Here is a 25,266-nt window from a genome sequence, read left to right as displayed (position 1 = left end):
TTCAAGGAGCGGGCCGTCAGACGTCGTCCGCGTCGGCGACGAGGGCGGCGTACTGGTCGGCGGAGAGAAGTTCCTCAAGGTCGTCCGGTGACTCCAGCGCCAGCCGGATCATCCAGCCCTCCCCGTAGGGGTCGCTGTTGACGAGCCCGGGGTCGGCCTCCAGGGCGTCGTTTACGGCCACGATCTCTCCCGCTGCGGGGCAGAAGAGTTCGGACACGGTCTTCACGGCCTCGACGGTACCGAACGCCTCCATGTGCCCGAAATCGTCGCCGGGCGCCGGAAGTTCGACGTACACCACGTCGCCAAGCTCGCCCTGGGCATAATCCGTGATCCCGATGAAGACCTCACCGTCGACATCCGATTCGCGCACGTACTCGTGTTCGGGCGTGTACTTCAGGTCTTCCGGGATGTCCGACATGCATACCTCGCCTGGTTCGTATCGGGTGCTCTGCTGGCGGCGGCGAGGGGAGAATACCCGAGCCGCGAGCCGGGCGTCAAGGAACCGGCCCCCGGCGGAGAAAGTGGCGGCCGGTCATGTGCCCGAACCGAGTCGATGGCGGGCTTTCCTCGCCCTCCTGATCCGCTTCCGCGCTTCCCTCGCGCTCTCGCCCGGAAGACGTTCGACGATGTCGACGCCCCCCATCAGGACCAGGCCGCTGATGCGGATGACGGGAGCATCCTGAGCGGGCGGCGCACTTGGCTCCGGCGTAGTCACGCCGCCCATGAGGGCGACCCCGCGCCATTCGACACGGACACCCGGCGGGATGAGGATCTCGACACCCCCCATCACCGTCAGGAGCCGCAGCGAAGTCTCCCGCGTCGCGAACACCGCCTCGCGGAAATCCAGCTCCGCGCCACCCATCACCGATACGGAAGTCAGCTGCCGGGGCGGGATCCAGCTGCCCTTGCGTTCCGTGGCGCCCCAGACGGACACGATGAGGTCACTGTCCTGGACGGTTCGGGTCGGATCCACCGCCACGGATGCGGAGGCCGGCGAAGGCGGGCCGGCAGGACGCCCTTCCGTTTCGAGCGCTGGGAGGTCTCTCTCCAGGGAGATGAGTTCGGCTCTGGTGCGAGCGGCGTATGCGAGATCGAGCCGGCGCTCCAGTTCCGTGTCGGTCATGGCGTCCCGCGCGAAGTGTGCGCAGAGACGGTCGACCGTCGCCTGCCGTTCCGCGGGGGACAACGCTCCGGCCGGGAGTCCGGACCCTGTCCTGTCGCTGCCTCTCATCGCCCCCCTCACCGCTCGTGACGGTCTGATTCTCTTCTGACGTGAGGGGGCGAGCAAGGGAAAAGCTTGCAGCTTCGACGGAGGTGCGGCATCATTTGCGTGGTGTTCTGTTCGGTGCCCTTTGTGTGAACTTCTTGAGAGGAGGTGATCTAGTGTCTGAAGGATGTAGAACCGGGTCTGACTCGGCACGGGCAAGCGATCGCCTCGAGGCAGCGTAACCGGTCCTGAAACCGGTGGCGCTCGAGACATGCGCCGACCTGAAGCTTGCGGTGCCTTGCCGGCGTCGCGTCGAGTCAGGTTTCGGTCGACACAAGAACCGGCCGCGGGCTTCACGCTCGCGGCCGGTTTCCTTTTTCACCCCACCCCGCCTTTGAGATGTCGCTATTCAGCAAATACAGCGGAGCCGGTAACGACTTCGTGATCGTGCGAGGCGAAGAGCTGGGACTTCGGGACGCCGGAGCCCTGGCCGCTGTGCTTTGCCCCCGGGCGACGGGGGTCGGCGTGGATGGCCTGATCACCGTCCGGAGTCTCAGCGAGGCACTGGTCCGCCTTCGGTTCTTCAACCCCGACGGCTCCGAGTTCTCTACGTGTGGCAACGGGTCGCGCTGCGCTGCGCGTTACGCGGTGGACCGTGGTCTGGTGCCGGCCGAGCACATGCTCGTCACGGACGACGGGGAGATTCTGGCCCGGGCGGGAGACGACGGCGTGGCGCTGGAGTATGCGCTCGACGCCCGTGTGGACCGCGAGATTCTGGTCCGGGTCGGCGTAGAGGACCAAGCCGCCTGGCTTGTGCAGATGGGGACAGCGCACCTCGTGGTGCCGGCGTCCTCGGTGAAGGTGGATGACTTCGATGAACTCTGCAGGCCTCTGCGATGGATGGAGGAGCTCGGTGACGACGGTGCAAACGTCCACCTGGTCTCCCGCGAGGACGGGGCGACGTTCATCCGAACCTTCGAACGCGGGGTCGAGGGGGAGACCCAGGCCTGCGGCAGCGGATGCATGGCTGTCGCGTTCGCTCTCCGGGCCGCGGGAGAGATCGGCGAGCGGGTCGAGTTCATCACCCGCTCTGGAGCCACCCTTATGGTGGAGTTCCTCGAGGCCGGACGGATCCGGCTGACTGGGCCCGCCGTGTTCATCTTCGATGGCGTCTTCCCCGAAGCGATGCGCTGAGGCCGCCCGGCCCGCGGACGCGGTCGCCCTGCTGGCGTGGTTTGACGGGCGCCGACGCGAGGTCCCCTGGCGCGGCGAGCGGGACCCTTATGCCATCCTTGTCGCCGAGGTCATGGCCCAGCAGACGCGCCTGGAGACTGCCGTTCCCTTCCATCGAAGGTTCATCGACCGGTTCCCTGACCTGCATGCGCTGGCGAAGGCGGACGAGGACGAGGTGCTCCGGCTGTGGGAGGGTCTCGGATACTACGCCCGGGCCCGCAACCTGCGCCGGGCGGCGAGACGGGTCGTCGCCGAGTACGGGGGCCGGCTTCCGGAGACGGCGGCGGAGTTGCGCCGGCTGCCAGGCGTGGGTCCGTACACGGCGGGCGCGGTGGCAAGCCTGGCGTTCGGACAGCTGGAGCCAGCGGTGGACGGGAACGCGCGCCGCGTCCTCGCCCGGCTCGCGGATCTCGAGACACCGACTCCTTCGCGGCTCGCGAGCGACGCGCGCAACCTGTTAACGGGTGCCCCGGGTCGGCCCGGCGCCGTGAACCAGGCGCTGATGGATCTCGGAAGCCAGGTGTGCACTCCACGCCGCCCGCGCTGCGGGGAGTGTCCGTTGTCGACCCGTTGCCTGGCCCGGCGGCGGGGCACGATCGCTCGCCGTCCGGCCCCGCGGCGGCGGGGACGTTCTCCGGAGCGGCTCGAGGCGGCTGCCGTCGTTGATCGGGAGGGGCGGCTACTCGTGCTGCGGCGCCCGAGTGTCGGGCTTCTCGGGGGCCTGTGGGACTTCCCGTCCGTTGCCCTCGGACCGACGACGACTTCGGAGACGGCCCTCTCGAAGGGGCTCCGCGAGGGCTTCGGCCTAGACTGTCAGGTGGGCGTCCAAATGCGCGTGCTGCGGCACACGTTCAGTCACTTCCGGTTGCGTCTCGCTGTACACCGAGCCTCCTGGCTCAGCGGCGAGATGCCGACGGAGGTGGTTCACCGGTGGGCCCGGCCCGCGGAACTGTCTCGCCTTGCCTTCCCCATCTATCACCGGCGTCTCATCGACCGGGAACTCAGCTCTCCTCGAGATAGGCGAGATAAGCCCGGAGCGTGACCTCCGCGGCCTGGTGATGTGAGGCGGGCAGATCACCGTAGACCGCTTCCCGAATCTGCTGGAGGCTGCGCGCGCCGGACTTCCGCGCCCGACTGACCTGGGCCACCCGCTCGATTCGGTGGGCGCGGCAGGCGTCGAGATACGCGGGCGCCCTCTCCACGGCGGAGCCGTGTCCCGGTAGCAGTAGCGTAGGCCGAAGCGCGGTGAGCCGGGCCAGGCTCTCAAGGTATGCTCGCACGGAACCGTCCGGGTGGACGATCATGGTGCTCCCCTCACCCAGGACGAGGTCTCCCGTGAACAGGATCCGGTCAGGTTCGAGGAGGTAGCACACGTGGTCGGCGGAGTGGCCCGGCGTGGCCAGCGCGCGGAGCTGTAGTCCGCCGCCCAGAGCGATCTTCTCACCATCGGCGAGCGGCCTTCCCTCCCGTTCCAGCCGTGAGAGGGTCTCGGCGGATGCGCGGAGTTTCGCCCAGCGCGCGGCCGCCTCCTGCGCGGCCGCCGTGTGGTCGCGGTGCGCATGCGTGAAGCAGACCGCAGCCACCGGCCTCCCTCCGATGACCCGATCGACGCGGACGAGGTGGGTGTCGTCTCGCGGCCCGGGATCCAGGATGACCAGCCGCGAGGTACCGATCACATAGGTCTGCGTACCCGTCAGCGTCAGTGCGCCGGGATTGTCCGCCCGGACCGCCGTGACCGCTGCGCCGTGCCGGACCACGTGCGGCGGGATCGGACCGCGGTTCAAGAGATCTCATCATAGCCCGGGTCCCCGGGCGCCAGCGAGCGCGCTTCTTTCTCGCCCACGCTCGCGGCGAGTTTGACCAGCACCGGCTCCACGCGCACGTCGCGTAGCGCCTCGAGCGCGGCCGTGGGCGAGCCCAGTCCGGCCAGCCGCTCGATCGTCCTGACCGTCGGGAAGAGCATCGGAAGCTCTCCTGCCGCGAAACGCCGCAGGGCCGCGGCGGGCGTGGTCCACAGCGCCGCGTCGTGTTCAGGGCTAAGGCTCACCGGCCCGATCTGCTCGTCGGCCGCCAGCAGAAAGAAACGCGTGTCGAAGCGCAGGGCGAGATTCATGGGCGTGATCCACCGCGCGAAGTACACGATCCCCGCAGCCGAGAAATCGAGCTTCATACGCTCCGCGATGCGGGAGAAACTCGTTTGGTTCGCCAGCAAGGCCTGTCGCGCAGCCGCCAGCCGCCCGGAATCGACCGGACCCGCGCAAGCCGGCACGATGCCGGTCTCCTCGAACAGCTCCCGCAGCGCCGCCGCGCACGCGGTCCGCTCTCCCACGGGGGGGAGCCGGCTCTCCCACACCGCCGAGGCATCGTCCCCGTCGATCGCACCCCCTGGAAACGCATACGCGCCCGCCCCGAATCGCGCAGCCCCGGGTCGCTGCAACAGCAGGATCTCCAGCCCCGGTGGCGCCGGACGCGCTACAACGATGGTTGCCGCGGGCCGTGGGCTTCGGCGGTCCAGGCCGGTACTCACGCTCCGGCCGCCCCCCTTGTAATTATGAGGATCACGGTAAACGCCAGGAGGGCCACGGCGATGGTCGCCGCGAGCAGGAATGCCGCGAGCGCCTTGCCGGTGCTCATCCCGTGCGCCTCACGGAGGCCGATCACGGTGAGCACCGCCACCCAGACGTACGCCAACAACCCGCCGACGAAGGGAACGACACCGAAGAGCCCCGGCCCGGAGGCATAGCAGACCGCGCGCACCGTGGCTCTGAGGGGTCCGGCTTGCCGACCCAGGATGAGGATGAAGAAGTGCAGGAGCATGCTCCACAGGACGAGGTAGAACACCGCCAGGAAGGGTGTCAGGAAGAAGTTGACGAGTAACAGGGTGGACCTCATCGGTCCCGGCACGGCCGAGACGCCGGACGGATCGAGGAGTTCGTAGAGTTGGCCCATGAAACCCGAGGAGGACGCCGAGAGGATGGTCCCCCACGTCAGCAAGAGGCCGGCGCCCAGTATGCTGATGATGAGGTAATAGAGGATCGGGCGGGCCACGGACCGGTCGAAGCGGAGGCCCGCGAAGAAGGCGCCGGGTTCAAGGACACTCCGGCGCCAGGTCTGGAGCAGATTCCCGGGGAAAGCCGCCTCGGGGTCTTCCCACGCCGGGACGTTGGCACTCTTCTCGCGATCCGAAGGGCCCCTTTCGTCAGGCTCCTGAGGCGCGGACGACGCCCCGCAGAACGGGCAGGTCTCGAACGCGATGCGCTCCTGGCCGCAAGTCCCGCACGTTACCACTCCCCGGCAAATCCTTTAGTCCAGGATGCGCAGGGGCATCACGAGGCAGAGGTAGTCCGGCTCACCGCTGGCCGGGGAGAACGTCGCCGCTCGCTCAGGCGCCTTGAACGTGATACGCACGTCCTCGTCCGGCATATGTCGAAGAACCTCGAGCAGGTACGTGGCATTGAACCCGATCTCGATGTCCTCTCCCTCGTAGTCGAGCGACAGCGTGTCCTCGGCCTCTCCCAGGTCGGGAGTCTGCACCTTGAAGTTGAGATCCCCTTCCGTAAACGAGAGACGGACCCGTTTCGTGGGATCATCAGCCATCACCGCCACTCGGCGCACCGCGGTTTCGAGCGCCGCACGGTTCACCGTAGCAGACTTGTCGTTGTCCTTCGGAATCACCTGCTCGAAGTTCGGATACGGTCCCTCGATCAGAGAGGTGAACACCTCCCGGTCCACGGATCGGAAGGCCAGATGGTTCTCGGAGCGAGCGATCTGCAGCACCGCATCGGAAGGATACAGCTTCTGCACCTGGTTCAGAGCCTTGGGCGGGATGATCAAGTCCGCCTCCGCCGCCGCACCGCCGTCACCCAACTCCTGTTGCATCTTTGCGAGACGATGCCCGTTCGTCGCTACCATTACGGTCCCGCCACCGTGCAACTGCCAGAGGATCCCGTTCAGGATCGGCCGGCTGTCTTCCGTCGACACGGCGAAACTGGTCCGCTCGATGAGAGTCTGAAGGTCTCCCGCCGACATCTCCCAGCCGGTGGCGAAATCGACCTCCGGAAAGTCGGGAAACTCGTCGGGGGCCTGTCCATAGAGCGTGAACTTGCTGCGCCCACACTCGATTTCGACGCCGGTCCCGGACCCGCCTGCCTGTGCATCGGTGGCCGAAAACCTTACGGGCGCGTCGTCGAGCACCCTTGAGATTTCCAGTAGCTGCCGCGCCGGCAGTGCGACGACCCCGGGTTCCGATACTTCGGCCGGAACCGCGAGCGAAACGAAGATGGACATATCCGTGCCGCTGAGCCGCACGGCATCATCCTCCGCCTGGATCAGGATGTTGGAAAGCACGGGGAGGGCGGCCCGGGTCGGGACGGCGGATGCCGTCGCCCCAAGACCCTGCTGAAGCGCCTCACGAGTGATCGAGAATCTCATTTCAACTCCGGCAATGCTGTGTCAGGGTTTTCCACCGTTGTTTCTACGATGGCGTATGATATACCTCTCAACGCAGTAGTAGTAGAGCCTGTCGAAGTGTCCAGAACCCCCGGTTCTTGCGGTATCACTTGACTTCCCGGGGCTTGGGTTCTGTGGACGGGCTGACGAGGAATGTCGAAGACGTGGGCAAACTCCGCTCGCCTTGTGACGACTCGTGAGTTGCAGCGACGTCGACGAGGAAGTTCTGACGTTTTTCGACACGACGATCGACGGACGCCGCATTCAGGATCTGAATAGCTCCTGCTGCAGTTGGCCGATACGCGTGCGGAGCCCCGGATCCGAGGCCATCTCGGCCTCTACCTTGTTCACCGAGTAGATGACCGTGGAGTGATTCCTGCCTCCGAAGAGGTGGCCGATGTCGGAGTAGGGCAGATCGAGATTCGTCTTGATGAGATACATCGCGACGCGCCGGGGTACGGTGATGGTCCGATTCCTCCGTTTTGACATGAGGGCCTCGACTGAAACGCCCCACAAAGAGGCCGTGCGGGCGCGGATCTCTTCCGGCGATATCTCCAGGGGCTCGTCTTCGGAGTGTACAACCTCTGGTCCGAGGGCGTCCTGGGCCATCTCCAGCGATATCTCACGGCGTGTGAGCGAGCTGAAGGCAAGGAGCTTGATCAGTGCGCCCTCGAGCTGACGGACCGATGTGCGCCGGTTCCTCGCGACGTACTCGATGACATCATCCTCGATCTCGATCGCGTCTTCGTCAGCTTTCTTGCGAAGGATAGCGGATCGCGTTTCGAGGTCGGGCGGCTGGATGTCGGTCACCAGACCCCACTCGAAGCGGGAGACGAGTCGTTCCTGGAGTCCCGGGATCTCCTGCGGCGGCCGATCGCTCGTGATGACGATCTGCTTCTTCGCGTCGTACAACGCGTTGAACGTATGGAAGAACTCTTCCTGGGTTCCTTCCTTGTTCGCGATGAAGTGGACGTCGTCGACGAGGAGTATGTCGATGCGGCGGTAACGCTCCCTGAACAGGGCGGTCTGCCCGGTCTTGATCGCGTCGATCATCTCGTTCGTGAACTGTTCCGAGGGAACGTAGGCGATCTGACGGTCCGGCCGACGCTCGATGATGGTGTTACCGATCGCGTGCATCAGATGGGTCTTGCCCAGGCCGGTGCCCCCCCAAATGAACAGCGGGTTGTAGGTGGTCGCCGGCGCGGCGGCCACCCGGTCCGACGCGGCGGCCGCGAGTTCGTTGCTTCGACCGATCACGAATCGGTCGAAGGTATACCGCTCATTGAGCGACGCGACCGCGGGCCGCACGCCCCGCGCGGCGGAGTCCGGGGCCAGGACATGGCCCGGTTCGCCCGGAAAGGGTTCCGTGATCTGCGGAAACTCGATGCGTTTCTCTCCGCCCTGATGCTCAAAACGGAGCCGCAGCCGTGCGCCCAGCTCGCGCTCGGCAATGTCCCGCAGGAGGGTGCCGTACTTATCCTCGACCCACTCGACGGCGAACTTGGTCGGAGCGGAGACGACGAGTGTGTCGTCAGACAGGGAAAGGGCCTCGGTGGAAGCGAGCCACGTGCGATAGGTCTGCTCGGGCAGCACGCCCTGCGCGGACGCGCGAATCTTGACCCAGGCCTCGTGTGCAGTCAGCTCCATTCGCGCCGCGCTGGCAAAGAAAAACGGTGGGTGCGGAAGCCCTGATCTTAGACGAGTTTGCGGGCGAGTGTCAACGAACGGAACGGCTGCCGCAGCGTAAGCCCCCACCCACACCAAAATCCGTCAGCGAGAGAGCTTTGGAGTGGGCCCGGGCTACGGCTCCTCGCAAGCGGAATTGACACTAACCCGCTTCCCGTCTAGACTTTCGGGCTGGCCGTGAAAGTTAGCGGAGACCAGGAATAGCCTCGGGTGATGCGAGATGGGGAAGCCCACATACAGCAAGCCGACCAACAGGAAGCGCCTCAGGGATCACGGGTTCCGGGCGCGCATGAAGACAAAGGCAGGCCGCAGGGTCCTGTCGCGCCGCCGAAGGAAGGGTCGGCGTCGACTCACGGTCAGTGACGCGTTCCGTCGCAAGCGACGAAGCCGCTAGCGGGCCCCGTCCGCGTGCGGGCTTTCGCCTGCCTCGCGCGGCGCGGCTACGGAAAACCCGGGAAATCCGCCGCACGATGCGCGAGGGGCGGCGCAGCCGGGGCCGTTTCGTGGACGTTTTCTCCGCCCCGTCCCTCCCCGGTCGACCCAGGGTCGGGATCATAGCGCCGCGCCACGGACGCACCGCTGTCGAGCGGAACCGTGTGCAGCGCCGTCTCACGGAGATCGCCCGCCTCGACCTGCTCCCGGCGCTCGAGACCGGACGGCTCGACCTGGACTTGATCCTGCGTGCGAAACCGGCCGCCTACGAAGCCTCGTACCGAAAGCTACACGTCGCCCTCTTAGCCCTTATGGATTCGTTGGAGGCTGTATGCGCGCGGTGATCCTGGTAGCCATCCGCAGCTATCAGTTGGTCGTCTCTCCCTGGTTGCCGCCCTGTTGCCGCTACCAGCCGAGCTGCTCCGAATACGCGTTGACCGCGGTGCGGAGATTCGGCGTCCTGCGGGGATCGTGGTTGATGGCCTGCCGTCTGCTTCGCTGTCGCCCACTCGGATCGTTCGGGTACGATCCCGTGCCGGCGCGTGAGGTCTGATGGAACGGCGTCTCCTCCTCGCGATCGCGCTCATGGTCGGCGTCATGATCCTCTCGAATGTCGTGTTCCCGCCGATCGAAAGGCCGCTGGATCCAGTGGGGCCCGGCGACGAGACGGCGATCGATACTCCGTCACCGTCGCCGGCGGCCGAGGAGCTTTCTGGCACGGAAAGAACTGCGCAGAGGGTGGCGGAAGTGCTGGCAGAGCCGGACGACCTCCCGGCAGCAGCACCGGAAGACGACGAGCCATCCCGTACCGGACAAATCGTCACGGTCAGGTCGGATCTGTACGAATACCGATTCGATACACGCGGGGCGCGGCTCGTCGGCGCTTCGATGCTGGAGTACGAGAACTTCTCCACCCCCGGTCATGGCGGTATGAACGTGGAGCTGATCCGGCCGGAGGATTCGATCCTCACGTACGGTTTGACGCTCCGGGGCGACACCGTCTCGCTTGCTTCCTTCGTGTTCGATGCCTCGGCATCACGGCTCGACGTGACGGACGAGGCCGCAGAGCTGCGGTTCGAGGCGGCGATCGGGGAGGTCACCTTTGACGTCACGTATCGCTTCTATCCGGACGACTATCGGATCGAGGCAAGCGGCGGCCTGCGAGGGCTGGGCGACGTAGGACACGCGGTCCTGATCGGGCTTGGCCGGGGCATCGAGCTGAACGAGGCAGTACTCCGGGAAGACAGGACGGCGATGTCGCTCGTCACACGGAGCCGCGCCGGCCAGATTGCGGCCGAACGCCTGGACCGGGTGGACGAAGGAGAGTCGAGGCCGGCGACGGGTGGACCGTTCAGCTGGGTCGCGTCGAAGTCCAAGTACTGGCTCGCGGCGGTGGTCGCCGCGCCGACCGGCCCGGGGATCGGTGGGGTCATGCTGCGAGGCGTCGCCGACGCGGACGCCGCCGACATGCAGGCCACCCTGCCGGTCCCGGCTGGCAGCTCAGGGTTCGACTACGTGGCGTACATCGGGCCGCAGGATTTCGCGCGGCTGCAGGCCATGGGGCAGGAGCTGCACAACGTGAACCCCTACGGCTGGCGCTGGCTCCGGTGGTTCATCCGGCCGTTCGGCAATCTCATCGTCGCCGTGCTGATCTGGCTGCACGAGTCGTTCGCGCTGGCCTACGGATGGGTTCTGATCGTGTTCGGGGTGGCCTCGCGGATCGTTCTCTTCCCGCTCTACCAGATCTCGATGCGCCAGCAAATGAAGCAGATGGCGATCCAGCCCGAGATCAAGCAGCTGCAGCAACGCTACAAGAATGACCCGCAGCGGCTGCAGCAGGAACAGATGAAGCTGTACCGGGAACACGGCGTGAATCCGCTCGGCGGCTGTCTGCCAATGCTTGTGCCGCTCCCGATTCTGATCACGCTGTTCTTCGTATTTCAGAACACGATCGAGTTCCGCGGCGTTCCGTTCCTGTGGCTTCCCGACCTCTCTCTGCGGGACCCGCTGTTCATCGTCCCGGCCCTGATGGGTGGCTCGATGCTGTTCCTCAACTGGATCACGCAGAGGGGCATGGAGACGAACCCGCAGATGAAGATCTTCTCCTACGCCTTGCCGGTAGTCTTCACCTTCATGTTCGCCAGTTTCGCGGCCGGTCTGAACCTGTACTACACGGCCTCGAACATCGCGTCGCTGCCGCAGCAGTTGTACCTGTCCCGGGAGCGGAGGAAGGCACAACCAGCTGCCCGCTCGGCTCAGCGTACATAGGAGATCGTAACCCCCAGCAGTCGTTCGGACTCACGAAAGAACTGCTCGGCTCGTGATGGACCAAGCCCGAACAGTAGCCCGAGCCGCGCGCCCCGGCCGAGTGCAGCCCCCAATTCGGTCGCAAGAGCGGGCTCCCACTCCGACTCGGCCCAGGTGAACAGGTCGACGGAGGCGTAGAATCGCGCGTGCGCGGCAGGCGAGGACTCCCAGTCCGCGCCCGCTCGGAGTGAGAGCCGGTCCAGGTCGCGTGAGGTACGCAACAGGACGCCGGGCCCGCCGTACACCGTGATGCCGGGGAGCGGGGACCCCTGAAGCAGGAACTCGAGCCCCTCGCGACTCGTGCTGATAGGCCTCACGCCGCTGTCGAGCAGAAACTCGTCCCCCAGATGGGAACTCACGTGATAGAGCTCGGCGCGAGCGGCGAGCCCTCCGAACCGGGCCCGCAACAGTACTCCGATCCTGTAGTGCACTTCGATAAGCGCCTGATCCGGGCCACCGAGGTCGAAACGGGAAAAAACGCCGCCGTGGATCGCCCCAGCGTACTCTACCGCCCCGTCCGGGTCGCGACGGATCCAGAACTGGAGACGGTCCCCGAGATCGGCGGACGCGATGCCGTCGCGGACGGAGTCTCGGCCCGCGCTGAACAGGGCGATCCGGTGCACCGGCTCGAGCGGAGATCCGGCAGGGGTGCGAAAAGGGTGACCATTGCGGTCCTGGATTCGCCCGGCGGAGCTCTCAGCTTGTCCGAACAGCATTCCCGGAGTTGCCGAGGCCAGAGACAGAAGGGCGCAAGAGAACAACGCCCGCCTCAGGCCGGTCTCCGGGGAGAACCGCCTGGTGGGTCCGCGGACCCGGTGAAGGCGGATCGTCAGGCGGCTCTCTGGCACCTCGGGCAGATCACGGTCTTGCGACCGGTCACGCGCAGAGAGGTCAACTCATGGCGGCACCTCGGGCAGGCGCTCCCGTTCGACCGCGAGTTGATCAGCCATCCGGGATCGGAGTGCGCCGCACTCCAGTGGAGCGTGGCCCGTCGCAGGACACGCCTCAGGTAGCGGTGAAGCCGGTGCGTCTGATCCGGCATCAGCTGCCCGACTCGCATATCCGGGCGGACGCTTGCCTGAAAGCAGATCTCGTCGGCGTAGTCGTTGCCGATGCCGGCGATCGCCTTCTGATTCAGCAGAAACCCCTTGACCGTCGAGCGGTGGTTCCGCGCTGCGAGGGTTTCGAAGCGCTCCACGGTGAGATCTTCGCTCAAGGGGTCGACCCCGAGGCTCTGGAGCGCACCCTTGTCGTTGAACTGACTCCCCGGTAACGCCTGGACGGTACCCTGGGACCCGGACGAAGAGAAGCGGAGTTCCCGCCCCGCGGCAAACTGGAATCGAATCCGGGTCCGTTCCGTCGGCGGCGCAGTCTGCGATTCAAGCCGCAGCAGACCGTCGTCCCCCATGTCGAAGATGAGACTGTAGTCGGAACGAAACCGGAGGACGACGTAGCGGCCGTGTCGCTCGACGGAATCCACCGCGTGGTGTTCGAGATGATCTGTGACAATCTCGGACTCGATCGGCACAACGTTCGGGTCGTCGATACGGATGGTCGAGATTGTCTTGCCGGTCGTATATCCGGCAATACTCTCGATCATCCGCTCGACATCGGGGAGTTCTATCATTGCGTTACAACTCCGGTGGGCAAATTCGGGTGTGCATGAATGTACACCTATACGCAGGAAATGTGCCTCTTGCTTCACGGACGACCCCCCGCCCGCTCGAAGCCCGTCGGCAGCGGAGGGGTGTCCTAGGGCCCTAACATGTTGTGCACCAACGTGATATGTCCTTGTCGTCGTGCTGTTCCGGTGCTTCAGCCGCCGGACCAGATAACATGGCGGCAGGAACTCAACCGATCGTCAACCAGGGCCCCACGGACGACGAGGCTGGCCGCCCGAGACCATTTGACAGTGAGGATAGTATCCGCCGTAACATATTGTCAATACATATGTTACATGGAAGTGGCACACGGGCGGCCGGGATAGGGTCGGCCTATCCGCGCTGGCTCGAGACAGCTCGCAATCCGATCCTGGATGGCCGCGGCGGCCGCGGCCGGGTCCGAAGCATTCCGGATGGGCCGCCCCATGACGATGTAGTCCGCCCCGGCTCCGAACGCCGTCTCGACATCGACCGTACGCTTTTGGTCATCGGTTCCGGACTGGACGGTGGCCCGGATCCCCGGAACGACGATGCGGAAATCGTCCGAGACGGCGGATCGAATCGAGGCGGCCTCGAGTCCGGAGCTGATGACCCCGGCACAACCGATGGCCTCTGCCCTGCGGGCGCGAGACAGCACAACGGCGGAGACATCAGCTTCGAAACCGAGATCTTCCATATCGGCTCGATCGAGACTGGTCAGAACCGTCACCGCAAGAATCCCGGGCGTCCCCGCAGCCGCGTCGCAAGCGGCGCGGAGAATGGCGTCGTTCCCGTGCACGGTAACAAAGTCCACGTCTCGCCTTCGCAGTTGCCCGACAGCGGAGCCGACCGTTTGCGGTACGTCGAATAGCTTCAGGTCGGCAAAAACCCTCTTGCCACGAGCCCGGAGCCAATCAGCGAGTTCGAAGTACTCTCCGGAAAGAAAGAGTTCGAGGCCGATCTTGTAGAAGGAGACGGTGTCGGCTAGCGCTTCGACTAGTTCCCGAGCGTCGCGGGCGGTCGGCACGTCGAGAGCAAGGATAAGGCGGTCAGTCGTGTGGAGTGGGGTTGTGATCAGTACCTCCCGGCAACTCTGGCGTAGATGGCGACGCGAAACCTGGCGGCCCTCCCGTGGGGCCGACAGTCGATGGTGGCCTCGCGGGGTCTGTGGAACGAGGAAGCCAAGCGCCGATGGTCCTCGACTAAAGGCGTCGACGGAAACAGTCGCCAACAAAGGGGGGACGCGGCAAGAGGGTTGGGAATCGCACGTGCCTGCGCAGAGAGCGGGGAAACCAGGACGGGAACGAGTTGTTTCACGTGAAACACTCGCATTCTGCGAGGGAGCCGTTCGCCCGCGTCATGAGACCACGGTATATTGCCGAGGGTCCCCGAGCGGCGTTCTCAAGGGGCCGGGAACCCGCCGCCGCGCAAGGCCGAAGTCGAGCTGGCGCGACAATGACCAATGCTGCTAACCGATTAGGCGACATAGAGTTACGTGATCTTCTATACCTGCCGCGGATCCGCGAATCCGCAGCATCGCTGAGGAGCGAATCGTATTGGGCCGGGTGATTGCAATCGCCAACCAGAAGGGCGGCGTCGGGAAGACGACGACGGCGATCAATCTGGGTGCGTCGCTGGCGATTGCCGAGCGGAAGACGCTGGTGATCGACTGCGACCCGCAGGGTAATGCGACATCAGGCTTTGGGCTCCGCAAGGACCTCAACACTCCGAGCGTGTACGAATGCCTGGTCAACGGGCAGCCGCTTGAGGCGGCACTTCGCACCGAAGTGCATTTTCCGTGCCTGTCCGTCGTGTCTGCGAGCCGTGATCTCATCGGCGCCGAGGTGGAGTTGATCGACCGCGCGGACCGCCAAAGGATCCTGGGCCGAAAGATCGATGCATTGCGCGGAGAGTTCGACTACATCCTCATCGATTCGCCGCCATCCCTGGGCCTGCTGACGCTGAACGCGCTGGCGGCGGCCGATGCCGTCCTCATTCCGATCCAATGCGAGTTCTACGCCCTCGAGGGATTGAGCCAACTCCTCAATACCGTCCGATTCGTACAGCGCGGGATCAACCCCGGCCTGGAGATCGAGGGCGTGTTGCTGACGATGTACGATTCGCGGCTGAATCTCGCGAAACAGGTGGCGGCGGAGGCGCGCGAGTATTTCGGGGGGAAGGTGTTCGACACGATGATCCCGCGGAACATACGCCTGGCCGAGGCGCCCAGCTTCGGAGAGCCGATCGCCCTGTACGATGTTCTATCGAGCGGTGCCCGCGGATATCTGAGTCTCGCCCGAGAGCTGATCGATCGTCACCAGGAAGCGAAGATTGCCTAGGAGTGACCGCCGCCTCGGGAAGGGACTCGCGGCACTACTCGGCGAGAACCTCGAGAGGGAACCCGATTCGCGCGACACGGAGATCCTGATCGAAGCTGTACGTCCAAGTCCCTTCCAGCCACGTGCCGAGTTCGATCCGGAGCGACTCGCCGAACTCGCGGAGTCGATTCGGCAAAACGGACTGCTGCAACCCATTGTCGTGAGAGCTGTAGGTGAAGCGTTCGAGATTGTGGTGGGCGAGCGACGGTTTCGTGCAATGCAGAGCCTCGGCTGGACATCGGTGCCGGCGATCGTCCGGACGTTGAGCGACGAGCAGATGCTGGTGGTCGCGCTTGTAGAGAACCTCCAGCGGGCAGACCTTTCCGCCCTCGAGGAAGCGCGAGGCTACCGTCAGTTGATGGATGAGTTCGGCCTCACGCAGGAACAGGTGGGCCGCCATGTGGGCCGCGATCGATCCACGGTCGCAAACGCACTGCGACTGCTCGCGCTGCCGGCTCCCGTGCTGACGCTGTTGGCGAGCGGCGAGTTGTCAGCCGGCCACGGCCGTGCACTGCTGATGCTACCGGACTCGGACGACCGTACGCGCATGGCTGCCGAAGTGGTGGAGCAAGGGTGGTCGGTACGCGAGACAGAGCGTCGTGTCCGCACCACTCTGAGGACTGAGCCACCGCGACCACGCGTCCGGACCGGGCGGAGGAATACCGGCGACCCCTTCGTGCGGCGCGCAGAACTCGGATTGGAGCGAGGCTTTGGTACACAGGTTCGTGTCCGGACGCGAGCGGACGGCGCCGGCGAGGTGGTCGTCCGGTTCCACGATACTGAAGACTTTCTGCGACTGGTGGGCTTGATGGGCGGGCCCGAATTGGCGGACGAGCTTCGCGAATGACACGCCTGAACGAATGGACGCTTCAATTGGTCCGCCGGGACGGCCGGAAGCTCCGGGCGGTTGCGTTGGGACGCGCCCGGCTACTATTCGCGGCTGCAGGAACGGGGCTCGGGCTCATGGCGCTCGGCGTGCTCCTGGGACTGTTCTGGGCGACGCGAAGCGAGTCGAGCCGGATCGCGGAACTGGAGTCTGAACTCGGCGTCCTCCGGGGTGAACGCGCCCGCGTCAACGAGCTGGCCGCCCGTCTGGCGGAAATCGAGCAGGGAGTCGGCGTGTTGCGTGATGCCGTTACGGAAGGACGTCCAGAGGCCGAGGCGCCGGCCAACATCGTGGTGCGCGGATCTTCGGCCCTGCGTTCACGGCCTGATCCGGAGTCGGAAACCCCCGCATGGCCTCTCGCGCAACGCGGTTTCATCACCAGGCAGTTCGGTTCCCGTCCCGCCACGTCGCGGGAGGGCCACACCGGATTGGATATCGCCGCGCCGACCGGATCGTACGTCCGCGCCATCCAGGCCGGACGGGTCGAGGAAGCGGGGGAGGACCCGGTTTACGGGAAGTTTCTGCGGATTGCGCACACCGACGGGCTCACGTCATTGTATGGCCACAACTCGTGGCTGTTCGCGACGGTCGGCGAAACGGTGGAGCGACTCGAGGTGATCGCCCTGACGGGCAACACGGGGAGGTCTTCGGCGCCCCATCTCCACCTCGAACTCCTACGGAACGGTTCACTGGTGGACCCACTCACCGTCGTAGCGGATCACAGCGTTCGGGGTGGAGCCGAGGCCCCGACGGATACGGAACCGAGGTAAGGGAATTGAGGCGACATGGCTAAAGATTCACGACAGGGAGGGCACGTCCGCGAGCTGGCCGACGTGGTCTCGGTGATTGCGCCGGGAATGACGATCCTTGGCGACATCACCTGCGACGGCACGGTGCGCGTTGAAGGGAAGGTCGAAGGTGCAGTCAAGGCCTCAAAGTCGGTCGTCGTAGGCAGGGGCGGATGTGTAACCGGCGATATCGAGACCCAGGACGTCGTGATCGCCGGCAAGGTGGTGGGGACGGTCGCGGGAGCCAGCCGCGTCGAGTTGCAGGAAACCTGCTGTATCGAGGGTGACATCCGCAGCCGGCGGATCAAGCTGGACGAAGGTGGCCAGGTCGAAGGCCGCTTTCACATGGCGGCGAAGCCCTCGGTCGAAACGGCTGCGGGCCCCGCGGCCGCGCGACAGGGTCCGAGAGGATCTCTGCAGCCCAAGAAACCGCAACACGCTGCTGGCCGCAGCTGACCCGCGAGTTCGTCTCCCCGGCCCCCCGGAGCGGACGATCGAGGGGCGCCGTGCCGGTTGTACAATCTGCGGAGCGTCCTGACCGCCGATGAGGGACGTACTTCTCTTCGTGGTCGCGCTCGTGCCTCTCACGCTCGGCGCGGACTGGCTGGTGCGCGGCGCGGCCGTGCTGGCCCAGCGCCTGGGCGTCAGCTCGCTCGTCGTTGGTCTCACCGTGGTCGCCTTTGGTACGTCGGCCCCCGAGCTCGTGGTGAGCGGCTACGCATCCCTCGAAGGACTACCCGGCACGGCGGTGGGCAACGTAATGGGCTCGACCGCCGCGAACGTGGGCTTGATCGTCGGCCTCGGGGCCCTGATCCGGCCGATCGCGGTCCATCACCGCGTCATCGTGCGGGAGACGCCGCTCGTGATCTTCGTCCTGTCACTGGTGATGGTACTCTCGCTGAACGATGCCCTGGGCCGTCTCGACGGATTCGTGCTCGTGTCCGGCTGGTCGCTCTACCTTTTCTTCCTCCTGCGGTGGGAGCGGCGCGGATTGAGCAAGGGCGGGGCCGGGCCAGCCGAGCCGGCCCCCGAAGGGCGGAATCAGGGAAGCGCGTCGGAAGCGGATAAGCCGGCCGAAGCGCCCGGCCTCATGTGGTCGCTTGTGCGGATCGGGATCGGCATGCCCTGCCTCGCCTACGGGGCGAAGTGGCTCCTCGACGGCGCCCAGGGAATCGCGCTCGCCCTGGAAGTACCGGAGGCGGTCGTTGCTGGAACGATGATCGCCGTCGGCACCTCCCTGCCGGAACTCGCGTCCACACTCGTCGCCGCGTTTCGCCGAATGGGTGACATTGCGATAGGCAACGTCATAGGCTCCAACGTGTTCAACCTTGGCCTGGTCCTGGGCACGGCCGCGCTGCTCCGACCGTTGGTCCTCGACCCCATGATCGTCGTCCGTTTCGTCCTGCCGGCCCTGGCGTTCTCGGTGATCCTCATCCCTCTCGCCCTGCACCGAGGAACCGTGCAACGGTGGGAGGGAGCCCTGCTTCTCCTGCTGTACATCGCCTATATAGTCTGGCTGATCGCTTTCCCGCCGCCCTCGTAAAGCAGTCACAGGCTCTGCTTACAGTTGTAAAGCGTCAAGGTAAAGCATAGGTTTTGGCGCATGGTTGTCTCGGTTAAGATGAGCAGCAAGAACCAGATTGTGGTTCCGAAGCCGGCGCGGGACGCGTTGGGTCTCGAACCCGGGGACCGGCTCGCAGTCTCCGTGGAGGGGGACACGGTTCGCATGGAGAAGCTGCCCCCGGATCTTGAAGATGGTCTTCGAGGCGCACTGGGCGATCTGACCGGTGGCTCGGGCCTGTGGCCGGAACTCGCCGACGGGTGACGAGCACCCCGCGGCCCGCGTCAGATCTCGTTGAGCTCCTGGCCGGAGCCGAACTCGTTCATGTGGACGCGCGCGTACTGGCCCTTCACCTGACGGCGCGCGGGCCGGCCGGCTGGCCGGACCTTGTCCTGGCCGGTATCACGGACGGGCGGATCAAGGCCCAGACCTCCAGCCTGTCGCTCTACCAGATCCTCGTGGAAGTCTACCGGCAAGGGAAGCCCGCTCTTGCGAGTGAGGTCGCCCGTACGATGCAACTCCACTCGCGCCTGGGCCTGGTATCGACGAGCCCCAAAATCGCCGTGCAGGCTGCGGAAGTACGCGCGCGCCTCGGTGGCCGCCCCGAACGGGCCATCCAGATCGCAACGGCGCTCGTATCAGGTGCCGAGATCTACCTCACGGCGTCGTCGGGCCTGCGCCGGATCGCCGGGATGCGTGTGTTGAACATGGAAGACTTCGGCGAGGTGCCTCGGCCGCATCCGGAGTGAGGACCATCGTCTCAGGATCGCCGCACCAGTCTGACGAGTGCCTTGAGCGGATCGTAAAAGCGGTCGACCACGCGCTCTTTCAGGGGGATAATCGCGTTGTCCGTAATCGTGATGCTCTCCGGGCAAACTTCCGTGCAGCACTTGGTGATGTTGCAGTAACCGATCCCGGCTGACTCCTTCAGGAATTCGCTGCGGTCCTCGATATCGATCGGGTTGAGGCTGTATCCCGCCGTCCGCACAAGGTACGTGGGGCCGATGAACTCCTCGTGTTTCCGGTGGGACCGGAGGACGTGGCAGACGTCCTGGCACAGAAAACACTCGATGCACTTCCGCATCTCCTGTGCACGCTCGATCTCGAACTGCTGCATCCGCCATCCATCTTCGGCGTCGCGCGGGCGCGGCTTGAAACGAGGGATCGACGCGTTGTTCCGATATCCCTGGGAGACGTCCGTAACGAGATCCTTTATGACGGGGAACGCCTTCATCGGCGTAACCGTGATCGTCTCCTCCCCGGCGTAGTCCGACAACCGCGTCATGCACGTCAGCCGGGGTCGCCCGTTGACCTCGCAACTGCAGGATCCGCACTTGCCGGCCTTGCAGTTCCAGCGCACCGCGAGATCCGGCGCATGCTCCGCCTGAATGCGGTGGATCGCGTCGAGCACGACCATGCCCTCATCTACTTCGATGGTGTAGGGCTCGAGGTCACCCTGGTCGTCCGAGCCGCGGTAGACTTCGAAGGTTCGTTGCGCCACGTCGCTTACACCCCTTCCTCGATGAGCTGCCGCAGTTCGTCGGGTGGCTCCGATACCGGCTGCGTGGCCGTTGTCATCCGCCCCTCCGAACAGCGGAGGAGCAGGTTGGTGCGTCCGAGGGCGGGGTCCGAGTCCGGATAGTCGATCCGGGTATGCGCGCCGCGGCTCTCCCTCCGCTCGAGCGCCGAGCGCACGACCGCTTCGGAGACCGTCAGCATTGCGTGCAGGTCGAGCCAGGTGTGCCATCCGGGGTTGAAGGCTCGCCCTCCCGGGATCGAACACATATCGAGCGCCCCGCTAAGTCGCTGGACATCCGCGAGGGCCTCGCGCAGAGCGGCCTCGGTTCGCGCGATTCCGACCTTGTCCTGCATGATCTGCTGCAGCTCCTCCTGCAGGTGGAACGGGTTCCGTCCATCCGTGCGCCCGAAAGGAGCCAGAGCCGCCGAAGTGGCCGCCTCGAGCTCACCCTCGTCAATGTCGGCGAGCTCAAGATCGCGGGCCGCAGCCGCTGCGTCCGCGCCGGCGCGTTGTCCGAAGACGATGAGGTCGGAGAGCGAATTGCCGCCGAGGCGGTTGCCTCCATGCAGCCCCGCCGCGACTTCCCCCGCCGCGTACAGCCCGGGAACGCACGTCGTGGCCGTCTCCGGATCGACCCTCACGCCCCCCATGGCGTAGTGGGTCGTCGGTCCCACCTCCATCGCATCGGTGGTGATATCGACGGCCGCGAGTTCCCTGAACTGGTGGTACATGCTCGGGAGCTTGGCCTTGATGTACTCCGGGCTTCGCTTGCGCGAGATATCCAGAAAAACGCCGCCGTGCGGGCTCCCTCGTCCCGCCTCAACCTCGGCGACGATCGCCTTTGCGACCACGTCCCGTGTCAGGAGCTCCGGCGGCCGGCGATTGGCGACCCGGTCGCCCTCGACCCAGCGGTCCGCTTCCGCCTCGGATTCCGCGTAGTCCCCCTCGAACATCTCAGGGACATACCGGAACATGAAGCGCTCCCCTTCACTGTTCGTCAGCACGCCCCCCTCGCCCCGCACGCCCTCGGTGACGAGGGTCCCGCGGACGCTCGGTGGCCAAACCATGCCCGTCGGGTGAAACTGGACGAACTCCATCCCCATGAGTTCGGCCCCCGCTTCGTAGGCGAGCGCAACGCCGTCGCCCGTACATTCCCACGAGTTGGATGTGACTTTCCACGCCTTCCCGAGACCGCCTGTTGCGAGGATGACCGTCCGTGCCCTGAACAGGACGAACTCGCCCGTCGGACGCCAATAGGCCAGGGCGCCGGCTACGCGGCCATCGACCATGACCAGCCGGAACACCGTGCACTCCATAAACACGTCGGCACCCTCGTGCACGGCGTGGTCCTGGAGGGTCCGGATCAGCTCCAGTCCTGTGCGGTCGCCGACGTGGGCCAGTCTCGCGTAGGTGTGACCCCCGAAGGGACGCTGGTTCATGCGTCCGTCCTCGGCCCGGTCGAAGAGAGCACCCCAGGCTTCAAGTTCCCGCACACGGTCCGGGGCTTCCCTCGCATGAGCCTCGGCCATGCGCCAGTCGCACAGCCCCTTCCCGCCGCGCATGGTGTCGCGGAAATGAACGCGCCAGTCGTCCTCGGGGCGGTTGTTGCCGAGTGCGGCCGCCATGCCGCCTTCCGCCATGACCGTGTGGGCCTTGCCGAGCAGCGACTTGCCCACGAGCCCTACCGACGCGCCGGCCTCGATGGCCGCGATCGCCGCCCGGAGTCCGGCGCCCCCGGCCCCGATGACGAGCACATCGTGTTCGTGGCGTTCTGGAATATCCATTCAATATCCGCTTGTGCTTCGCCTAGAAGAGCCGGGGATCCCGGACGACGCCCATCGCCACGAGCCGGATGTAGAGGTCCGTAGCGCAGACGAACCCGAGGCTGAGCCAGGCCCAGCTCATGTGTCTCTTGTTGAACCAGCTCACGCCCTTCCAGGCCTTGTAGCGTGCCTTGCCGCCCAGCGCGCAGGAATAGCAGTCGACGTTGCCGCCGATGAGATGCCGGAGGGAATGGCACCCGAACCAGTAGCCCGAGAGCAGGACGAGGTTGACGAGCAGGACGAGGGAGCCAACGCCGACCCCGAACCCATCATCAAAGAAGAATCCGTGGAACGTGTCGTACGTCAGGAAGAGCCAGATCACGATCGACGCGTACAGGAAATAGCGGTGAAGGTTTTGAAGGACCCAGGGAAGCTTCGTCTCGCCGCTGTACCTGTCACCACGGAACTCCCCCACAGCGCACGCCGGGGGGTCGAGGAAATAAGCGCGGTAGTAGGCTTTCCTGTAGTAGTAGCAGGTCCCACGGAACCCGAGGATCACACCCATCATCAGGATCGCCGGCGAGAGGGGCCACCACTCGATGCCGAGCAGGCGGATCTCCTCCGGACAGCTGGCGGCAATGCAGGGCGAGTAGAAGGGCGACAGATAGGGGTCGGCAAAGTAGTTTCCACCTTGGAAGATAGCCACGGTCGCATAGGCCCCGAAGAATGCAAATCCGAGGGCCACGCTCAGGGGCGGCACCCACCAGCGGTCTCTTCGAAGCGTCTTGCCGAACCCGCGGTCTCGAACCGCGGCCGAACTTTCCATGTTCTTTCGTCACCTCGTGGTGAACGGCACCGCGCGCCTGGGAGAACGCGGCCAGCGTACCGGGCCCTCAGGATGGCGTCAAGCCGCTACAGCCCTCTCAGGCGGGCGCCGCGCCACTCTCGGTGCGACGCGGGGTTTCGCCACGGGCTGCCTAGCCGGCTTCTTCGGGAAAGCCCTCGAGGTAGTCCTGGACCTTGTTGAGGAAGAACGCGGCCATCGCACCGTCCACGACACGGTGGTCGTACGAGAGGCCGAAGTATGCCCGGTGCCGGATGGCGATCACGTCGTTGCCCAGCCCGTCCTGTACGACGACAGGCCGCTTCTCGATGACCCCCGTACCCAGAATCGCGACCTGCGGCTGGTTGATGATCGGTGTCCCGAACAGGTTCCCGAATACGCCCACGTTGGTGATCGTGAACGTGCCCCCCTGGATGTCGTCAAAATCCAATGCCTTGTCTCGAGCCTTCCCGGCGAGCTCGTTCGCCCGCTGCGCCAGCCCTACCAGGCTCAGCTGATCGGCGTCCTTGAGCACAGGCACGATGAGTTCACGACCGTCGTTGACGGCCACGGCGATGCCGAGGTTGATGTTGCCGTGATAAACGATGCGAGACCCATACACGGACGCGTTGAGGATCGGGTACTCGCGCAGGGCCTCAATGACGGCGCGGTATACGAACGGGCCATATGTGAGCTTCACGCCTCGCTCCGCGTACCGGGCTCTCATCGCCCGACGGAGCTGAACTACGTGCTCGAAGTCGACCTCGGTCACAGACGTCACGTGGGCTGAAACGCGCTTGGACATGAGCATGTGCTCCATGGTCCGCAACCGGACCCTGCTCATCTCCTCTACCCGGTCCCGCTCGCGCACCGGTACGGTTCCCAGCTTGATGTCCAGGGTGGCCCCGTGGATCGGAACGCGCAGCGTGCCGGGCGAGGCTGGCTCTGGAGCCGGCGCGGGTGCCGAGGGCGCCCGGGGCGCCGCGACAGCTGCCGCAGGAGCGGCGGTGGGGGCCGTCTCCTGCTCGCCAGCCGCGATGTACGCCAGAATGTCATCGCGCGTCACGCGGCCGGAACTTCCGGTCCCTGCCACCTGGTCGATGTCGACGCCGTGTTCGGCCGCGATTTTTCGCACCAATGGCGTGGATCGCGTCCGCAGCCGCTCCCCTCGGCTCACGGGCGCCAATACAGGCGCAGCCGGCGGTGAAGGCACGACGGGCGGCGCGACGGGCGGTGAAGGCGCAGCAGGTGCTACCCGCGCGACGGCCGGTGCGGCGGGGGCCCCGGGATCCTCGGCGGGGGCCCCAACCCCTGCAAGCGCCGTGGCATCGGTCTCGATCCTCGCGACGATCGTGTTTACTTCGACCGTCTCGCCATCTCTTACGAGGACCTCAGCCAGCACTCCGGCTGCGGGCGACGGGATGTCCGCGTCCACCTTGTCCGTCGAGATCTCGAACAGATCCTCGTCGCGGTCAACCGCTTCTCCGACCGATTTGAGCCAGCGCGTCAACGTTCCCTCTGCGATGGATTCCCCCATCTGCGGCATGATGACATCTACTCTCGACATGTTCCCTTCCCTGGTTTCCTGTGGCCTCGTTCAGTAGTTCAGCTGGGTCCGGGCCGTCGATACGACATCCGTTACCTGCGGGAGATGGGCCTCCTCGAGCGGTGCCGCGTAGGGTACCGGCGTGTCGAGCGCGGCCACCCTCCGGATCGGCGCGTCCAGCCACTCGAACGCGCCCTCGCATACCAACGCCGTCAACTCGCCGCCAAAGCCGCCGAACCGCGGTGCCTCGTGAAGGACGAGCAGTCTCCCGGTCTTCCTGACGCTCCCGAGAATGGTGGCCTCGTCGAGGGGCTGCAGGGTGCGAAGATCTATGATCTCAACCTCCGCCCCGTCCTCGTCCGCAAGTCGCTCCGCCGCCTCCTGGGCCACATGGACCATGGCCCCAAAGGTGACGATGGTAAGATCCACGCCTTCACGGTGGGTACGTGCCTTCCCGAGGGGAGTCAGCACGTCGTTGCCCAACTCGAGTTCCGTCCTGAGGCGCCGATAGAGGTATTTGTGCTCGAAGAAGAGTACCGGGTCCGGATCGCGAATGGCGGCTTTCAGCAGCCCCTTCGCGTCTCGCACCGTGGCCGGCGCCACCATCTTCAGGCCCGGCACATTGGCGAAATAGGCTTCGACATTCTGCGAGTGGAACGGACCGGCTCGCACACCGGCGCCGCAGGGCCCCCGGATCACGAGACCCGCTCCGGCGCCCGTCCGATAGCGAACCTTGGCGGCGAAGTTGACGATGACGTTGAACGCCGGTGCGATGAAGTCGATGAACTGCATCTCGCAAACAGGTTTCAGGCCCATCTGTGCGGCGCCGACTGCCGCCCCCACGATCGCCGCCTCACTGATGGGGGTGTCGATCACACGGTCCGCGCCGAACTCGGCCAGGAACCCTTCCGTGATCTTGAAGGCACCGCCATAGGCCCCGATGTCCTCGCCCATGATGAAGACATCGGGATCCGCCTCCATCTCTTCGCGGATCGCCTGCCGGATCGCTTCCAGATAAGTCGTCACACCGCGAAGGATACGCCGGCCC

General features: G+C 65.5%; 28 protein-coding genes. 13 read left to right on the top strand and 15 right to left on the bottom strand.

Translation table 11 applies throughout. From position 1 onward, the window contains the following. Positions 1 to 16: 16 nt before the first annotated feature. Both gcvH and ACN9M6_RS09060 read right to left on the bottom strand, forming a co-directional pair. Entirely contained in the window at positions 17 to 418 is a 402-nt protein-coding gene (gcvH, locus tag ACN9M6_RS09065; protein WP_419162606.1) for a glycine cleavage system protein GcvH, read from the bottom strand. 114 nt (positions 419 to 532) lie between these two features. Then, positions 533 to 1,231, bottom strand: coding sequence for a DUF1707 SHOCT-like domain-containing protein (locus ACN9M6_RS09060; RefSeq protein ID WP_419162605.1), 699 nt, complete (start codon positions 1,229 to 1,231; stop codon positions 533 to 535). 375 nt (positions 1,232 to 1,606) lie between these two features. Between ACN9M6_RS09060 and dapF the strand changes: the two genes are divergently transcribed. Together dapF and ACN9M6_RS09050 are read left to right on the top strand one after the other, a co-directional pair. Next, the gene (dapF, locus tag ACN9M6_RS09055) at positions 1,607 to 2,401 is read left to right on the top strand and encodes a diaminopimelate epimerase (protein WP_419162604.1); all 795 of its coding nucleotides are present in this window, start codon (positions 1,607 to 1,609) and stop codon (positions 2,399 to 2,401) included. Beyond that, positions 2,373 to 3,482, top strand: coding sequence for an A/G-specific adenine glycosylase (locus tag ACN9M6_RS09050; protein ID WP_419162603.1), 1,110 nt, complete (start codon positions 2,373 to 2,375; stop codon positions 3,480 to 3,482). The genes dapF and ACN9M6_RS09050 overlap by 29 nt, the downstream gene beginning before the upstream one ends. Here the strand turns inward: ACN9M6_RS09050 and ACN9M6_RS09045 are convergent. The 5 genes from ACN9M6_RS09045 to dnaA form a co-directional block, all read right to left on the bottom strand. After that, positions 3,442 to 4,224, bottom strand: a complete 783-nt coding sequence (locus ACN9M6_RS09045; protein ID WP_419162602.1) for an MBL fold metallo-hydrolase — start codon at positions 4,222 to 4,224, stop codon at positions 3,442 to 3,444. The two genes, ACN9M6_RS09050 and ACN9M6_RS09045, sit on opposite strands and share 41 nt — an antisense overlap. After that, entirely contained in the window at positions 4,221 to 4,967 is a 747-nt protein-coding gene (locus tag ACN9M6_RS09040; RefSeq protein WP_419162601.1) for an NUDIX hydrolase, read from the bottom strand. Before ACN9M6_RS09040 ends, ACN9M6_RS09045 begins: the two co-directional genes overlap by 4 nt. Then, positions 4,964 to 5,728, bottom strand: a complete 765-nt coding sequence (locus ACN9M6_RS09035) for a YIP1 family protein (protein ID WP_419162600.1) — start codon at positions 5,726 to 5,728, stop codon at positions 4,964 to 4,966. Before ACN9M6_RS09035 ends, ACN9M6_RS09040 begins: the two co-directional genes overlap by 4 nt. 15 nt (positions 5,729 to 5,743) lie before the next feature. Further along, positions 5,744 to 6,871, bottom strand: a complete 1,128-nt coding sequence (gene dnaN, locus ACN9M6_RS09030) for a DNA polymerase III subunit beta (protein WP_419162599.1) — start codon at positions 6,869 to 6,871, stop codon at positions 5,744 to 5,746. Positions 6,872 to 7,153: 282 nt separating this feature from the next. Next, positions 7,154 to 8,536, bottom strand: a complete 1,383-nt coding sequence (gene dnaA / locus ACN9M6_RS09025; RefSeq protein ID WP_419162598.1) for a chromosomal replication initiator protein DnaA — start codon at positions 8,534 to 8,536, stop codon at positions 7,154 to 7,156. 259 nt (positions 8,537 to 8,795) lie between these two features. Here dnaA and rpmH point away from each other — a divergent pair, with 259 nt between their 5' ends. From rpmH to yidC, 4 genes are read left to right on the top strand one after another with little or no spacing between them, the layout of a single operon-like run. Next, positions 8,796 to 8,969, top strand: a complete 174-nt coding sequence (gene rpmH / locus ACN9M6_RS09020; protein ID WP_419162597.1) for a 50S ribosomal protein L34 — start codon at positions 8,796 to 8,798, stop codon at positions 8,967 to 8,969. Then, entirely contained in the window at positions 8,935 to 9,351 is a 417-nt protein-coding gene (gene rnpA / locus ACN9M6_RS09015; protein ID WP_419162596.1) for a ribonuclease P protein component, read from the top strand. Before rpmH ends, rnpA begins: the two co-directional genes overlap by 35 nt. After that, the gene (gene yidD / locus ACN9M6_RS09010) at positions 9,339 to 9,560 is read left to right on the top strand and encodes a membrane protein insertion efficiency factor YidD (protein WP_419162595.1); all 222 of its coding nucleotides are present in this window, start codon (positions 9,339 to 9,341) and stop codon (positions 9,558 to 9,560) included. The genes rnpA and yidD overlap by 13 nt, the downstream gene beginning before the upstream one ends. Continuing rightward, the gene (gene yidC, locus ACN9M6_RS09005) at positions 9,560 to 11,275 is read left to right on the top strand and encodes a membrane protein insertase YidC (protein WP_419162594.1); all 1,716 of its coding nucleotides are present in this window, start codon (positions 9,560 to 9,562) and stop codon (positions 11,273 to 11,275) included. Before yidD ends, yidC begins: the two co-directional genes overlap by 1 nt. On the opposite strand, the gene ACN9M6_RS09000 is transcribed toward yidC, so the two are convergent. From ACN9M6_RS09000 to pyrF, 3 genes are all read right to left on the bottom strand, one after another. After that, positions 11,263 to 11,937, bottom strand: coding sequence for a DUF1207 domain-containing protein (locus ACN9M6_RS09000; RefSeq protein ID WP_419162593.1), 675 nt, complete (start codon positions 11,935 to 11,937; stop codon positions 11,263 to 11,265). The two genes, yidC and ACN9M6_RS09000, sit on opposite strands and share 13 nt — an antisense overlap. A 206-nt stretch (positions 11,938 to 12,143) precedes the next feature. Continuing rightward, complete coding sequence (locus ACN9M6_RS08995; RefSeq protein ID WP_419162592.1) at positions 12,144 to 12,941, bottom strand: DNA-formamidopyrimidine glycosylase family protein; 798 nt, start codon at positions 12,939 to 12,941, stop codon at positions 12,144 to 12,146. A gap of 326 nt (positions 12,942 to 13,267) precedes the next feature. Next, a complete protein-coding gene (gene pyrF / locus ACN9M6_RS08990; protein WP_419163733.1) occupies positions 13,268 to 14,032 on the bottom strand; it encodes an orotidine-5'-phosphate decarboxylase in 765 nt (254 codons plus the stop codon). 478 nt (positions 14,033 to 14,510) lie between these two features. Here pyrF and ACN9M6_RS08985 point away from each other — a divergent pair, with 478 nt between their 5' ends. The 7 genes from ACN9M6_RS08985 (at position 14,511) to ACN9M6_RS08955 (ending at position 19,316) form a co-directional block, all read left to right on the top strand. Next, positions 14,511 to 15,293, top strand: coding sequence for a ParA family protein (locus tag ACN9M6_RS08985; protein ID WP_419162591.1), 783 nt, complete (start codon positions 14,511 to 14,513; stop codon positions 15,291 to 15,293). Continuing rightward, a complete protein-coding gene (locus ACN9M6_RS08980) occupies positions 15,286 to 16,179 on the top strand; it encodes a ParB/RepB/Spo0J family partition protein (RefSeq protein WP_419162590.1) in 894 nt (297 codons plus the stop codon). Before ACN9M6_RS08985 ends, ACN9M6_RS08980 begins: the two co-directional genes overlap by 8 nt. Next, positions 16,176 to 16,988, top strand: a complete 813-nt coding sequence (locus tag ACN9M6_RS08975) for a M23 family metallopeptidase (RefSeq protein WP_419162589.1) — start codon at positions 16,176 to 16,178, stop codon at positions 16,986 to 16,988. Before ACN9M6_RS08980 ends, ACN9M6_RS08975 begins: the two co-directional genes overlap by 4 nt. A 15-nt stretch (positions 16,989 to 17,003) precedes the next feature. Next, a complete protein-coding gene (locus ACN9M6_RS08970) occupies positions 17,004 to 17,462 on the top strand; it encodes a bactofilin family protein (protein WP_419162588.1) in 459 nt (152 codons plus the stop codon). Positions 17,463 to 17,550: 88 nt separating this feature from the next. Then, positions 17,551 to 18,549, top strand: a complete 999-nt coding sequence (locus tag ACN9M6_RS08965; RefSeq protein WP_419162587.1) for a calcium/sodium antiporter — start codon at positions 17,551 to 17,553, stop codon at positions 18,547 to 18,549. A 78-nt stretch (positions 18,550 to 18,627) separates the two neighbouring features. Then, positions 18,628 to 18,831 (top strand): AbrB/MazE/SpoVT family DNA-binding domain-containing protein, encoded by a 204-nt coding sequence (locus tag ACN9M6_RS08960; protein WP_419162586.1) that lies wholly within the window; start codon positions 18,628 to 18,630, stop codon positions 18,829 to 18,831. Then, the gene (locus ACN9M6_RS08955) at positions 18,828 to 19,316 is read left to right on the top strand and encodes a type II toxin-antitoxin system VapC family toxin (RefSeq protein ID WP_419162585.1); all 489 of its coding nucleotides are present in this window, start codon (positions 18,828 to 18,830) and stop codon (positions 19,314 to 19,316) included. Before ACN9M6_RS08960 ends, ACN9M6_RS08955 begins: the two co-directional genes overlap by 4 nt. Before the next feature lie 11 nt (positions 19,317 to 19,327). Here the strand turns inward: ACN9M6_RS08955 and ACN9M6_RS08950 are convergent, their stop codons facing one another. The 5 genes from ACN9M6_RS08950 to ACN9M6_RS08930 form a co-directional block, all read right to left on the bottom strand. Then, complete coding sequence (locus ACN9M6_RS08950) at positions 19,328 to 20,068, bottom strand: succinate dehydrogenase/fumarate reductase iron-sulfur subunit (RefSeq protein WP_419162584.1); 741 nt, start codon at positions 20,066 to 20,068, stop codon at positions 19,328 to 19,330. Between the two features lie 5 nt (positions 20,069 to 20,073). Further along, positions 20,074 to 21,870, bottom strand: a complete 1,797-nt coding sequence (locus tag ACN9M6_RS08945; RefSeq protein WP_419162583.1) for a fumarate reductase/succinate dehydrogenase flavoprotein subunit — start codon at positions 21,868 to 21,870, stop codon at positions 20,074 to 20,076. 22 nt (positions 21,871 to 21,892) lie between these two features. Continuing rightward, entirely contained in the window at positions 21,893 to 22,675 is a 783-nt protein-coding gene (locus ACN9M6_RS08940; RefSeq protein ID WP_419162582.1) for a succinate dehydrogenase, read from the bottom strand. A 151-nt stretch (positions 22,676 to 22,826) separates the two neighbouring features. Next, positions 22,827 to 24,239: a dihydrolipoamide acetyltransferase family protein gene (locus tag ACN9M6_RS08935; protein WP_419162581.1), complete on the bottom strand. Its 1,413-nt coding sequence runs from the start codon at positions 24,237 to 24,239 to the stop codon at positions 22,827 to 22,829. Positions 24,240 to 24,269: 30 nt separating this feature from the next. Beyond that, a complete protein-coding gene (locus ACN9M6_RS08930; protein ID WP_419162580.1) occupies positions 24,270 to 25,244 on the bottom strand; it encodes an alpha-ketoacid dehydrogenase subunit beta in 975 nt (324 codons plus the stop codon). Between the last annotated feature and the right edge of the window lie 22 nt (positions 25,245 to 25,266).

The sequence above is a fragment of the Candidatus Palauibacter sp. genome, from assembly GCF_965197445.1.
Taxonomy (GTDB): domain Bacteria; phylum Gemmatimonadota; class Gemmatimonadetes; order Palauibacterales; family Palauibacteraceae; genus Palauibacter.
Note: the sequence above shows the minus strand (reverse complement) of the source record. Positions and strands in the feature narration are given on the sequence as shown.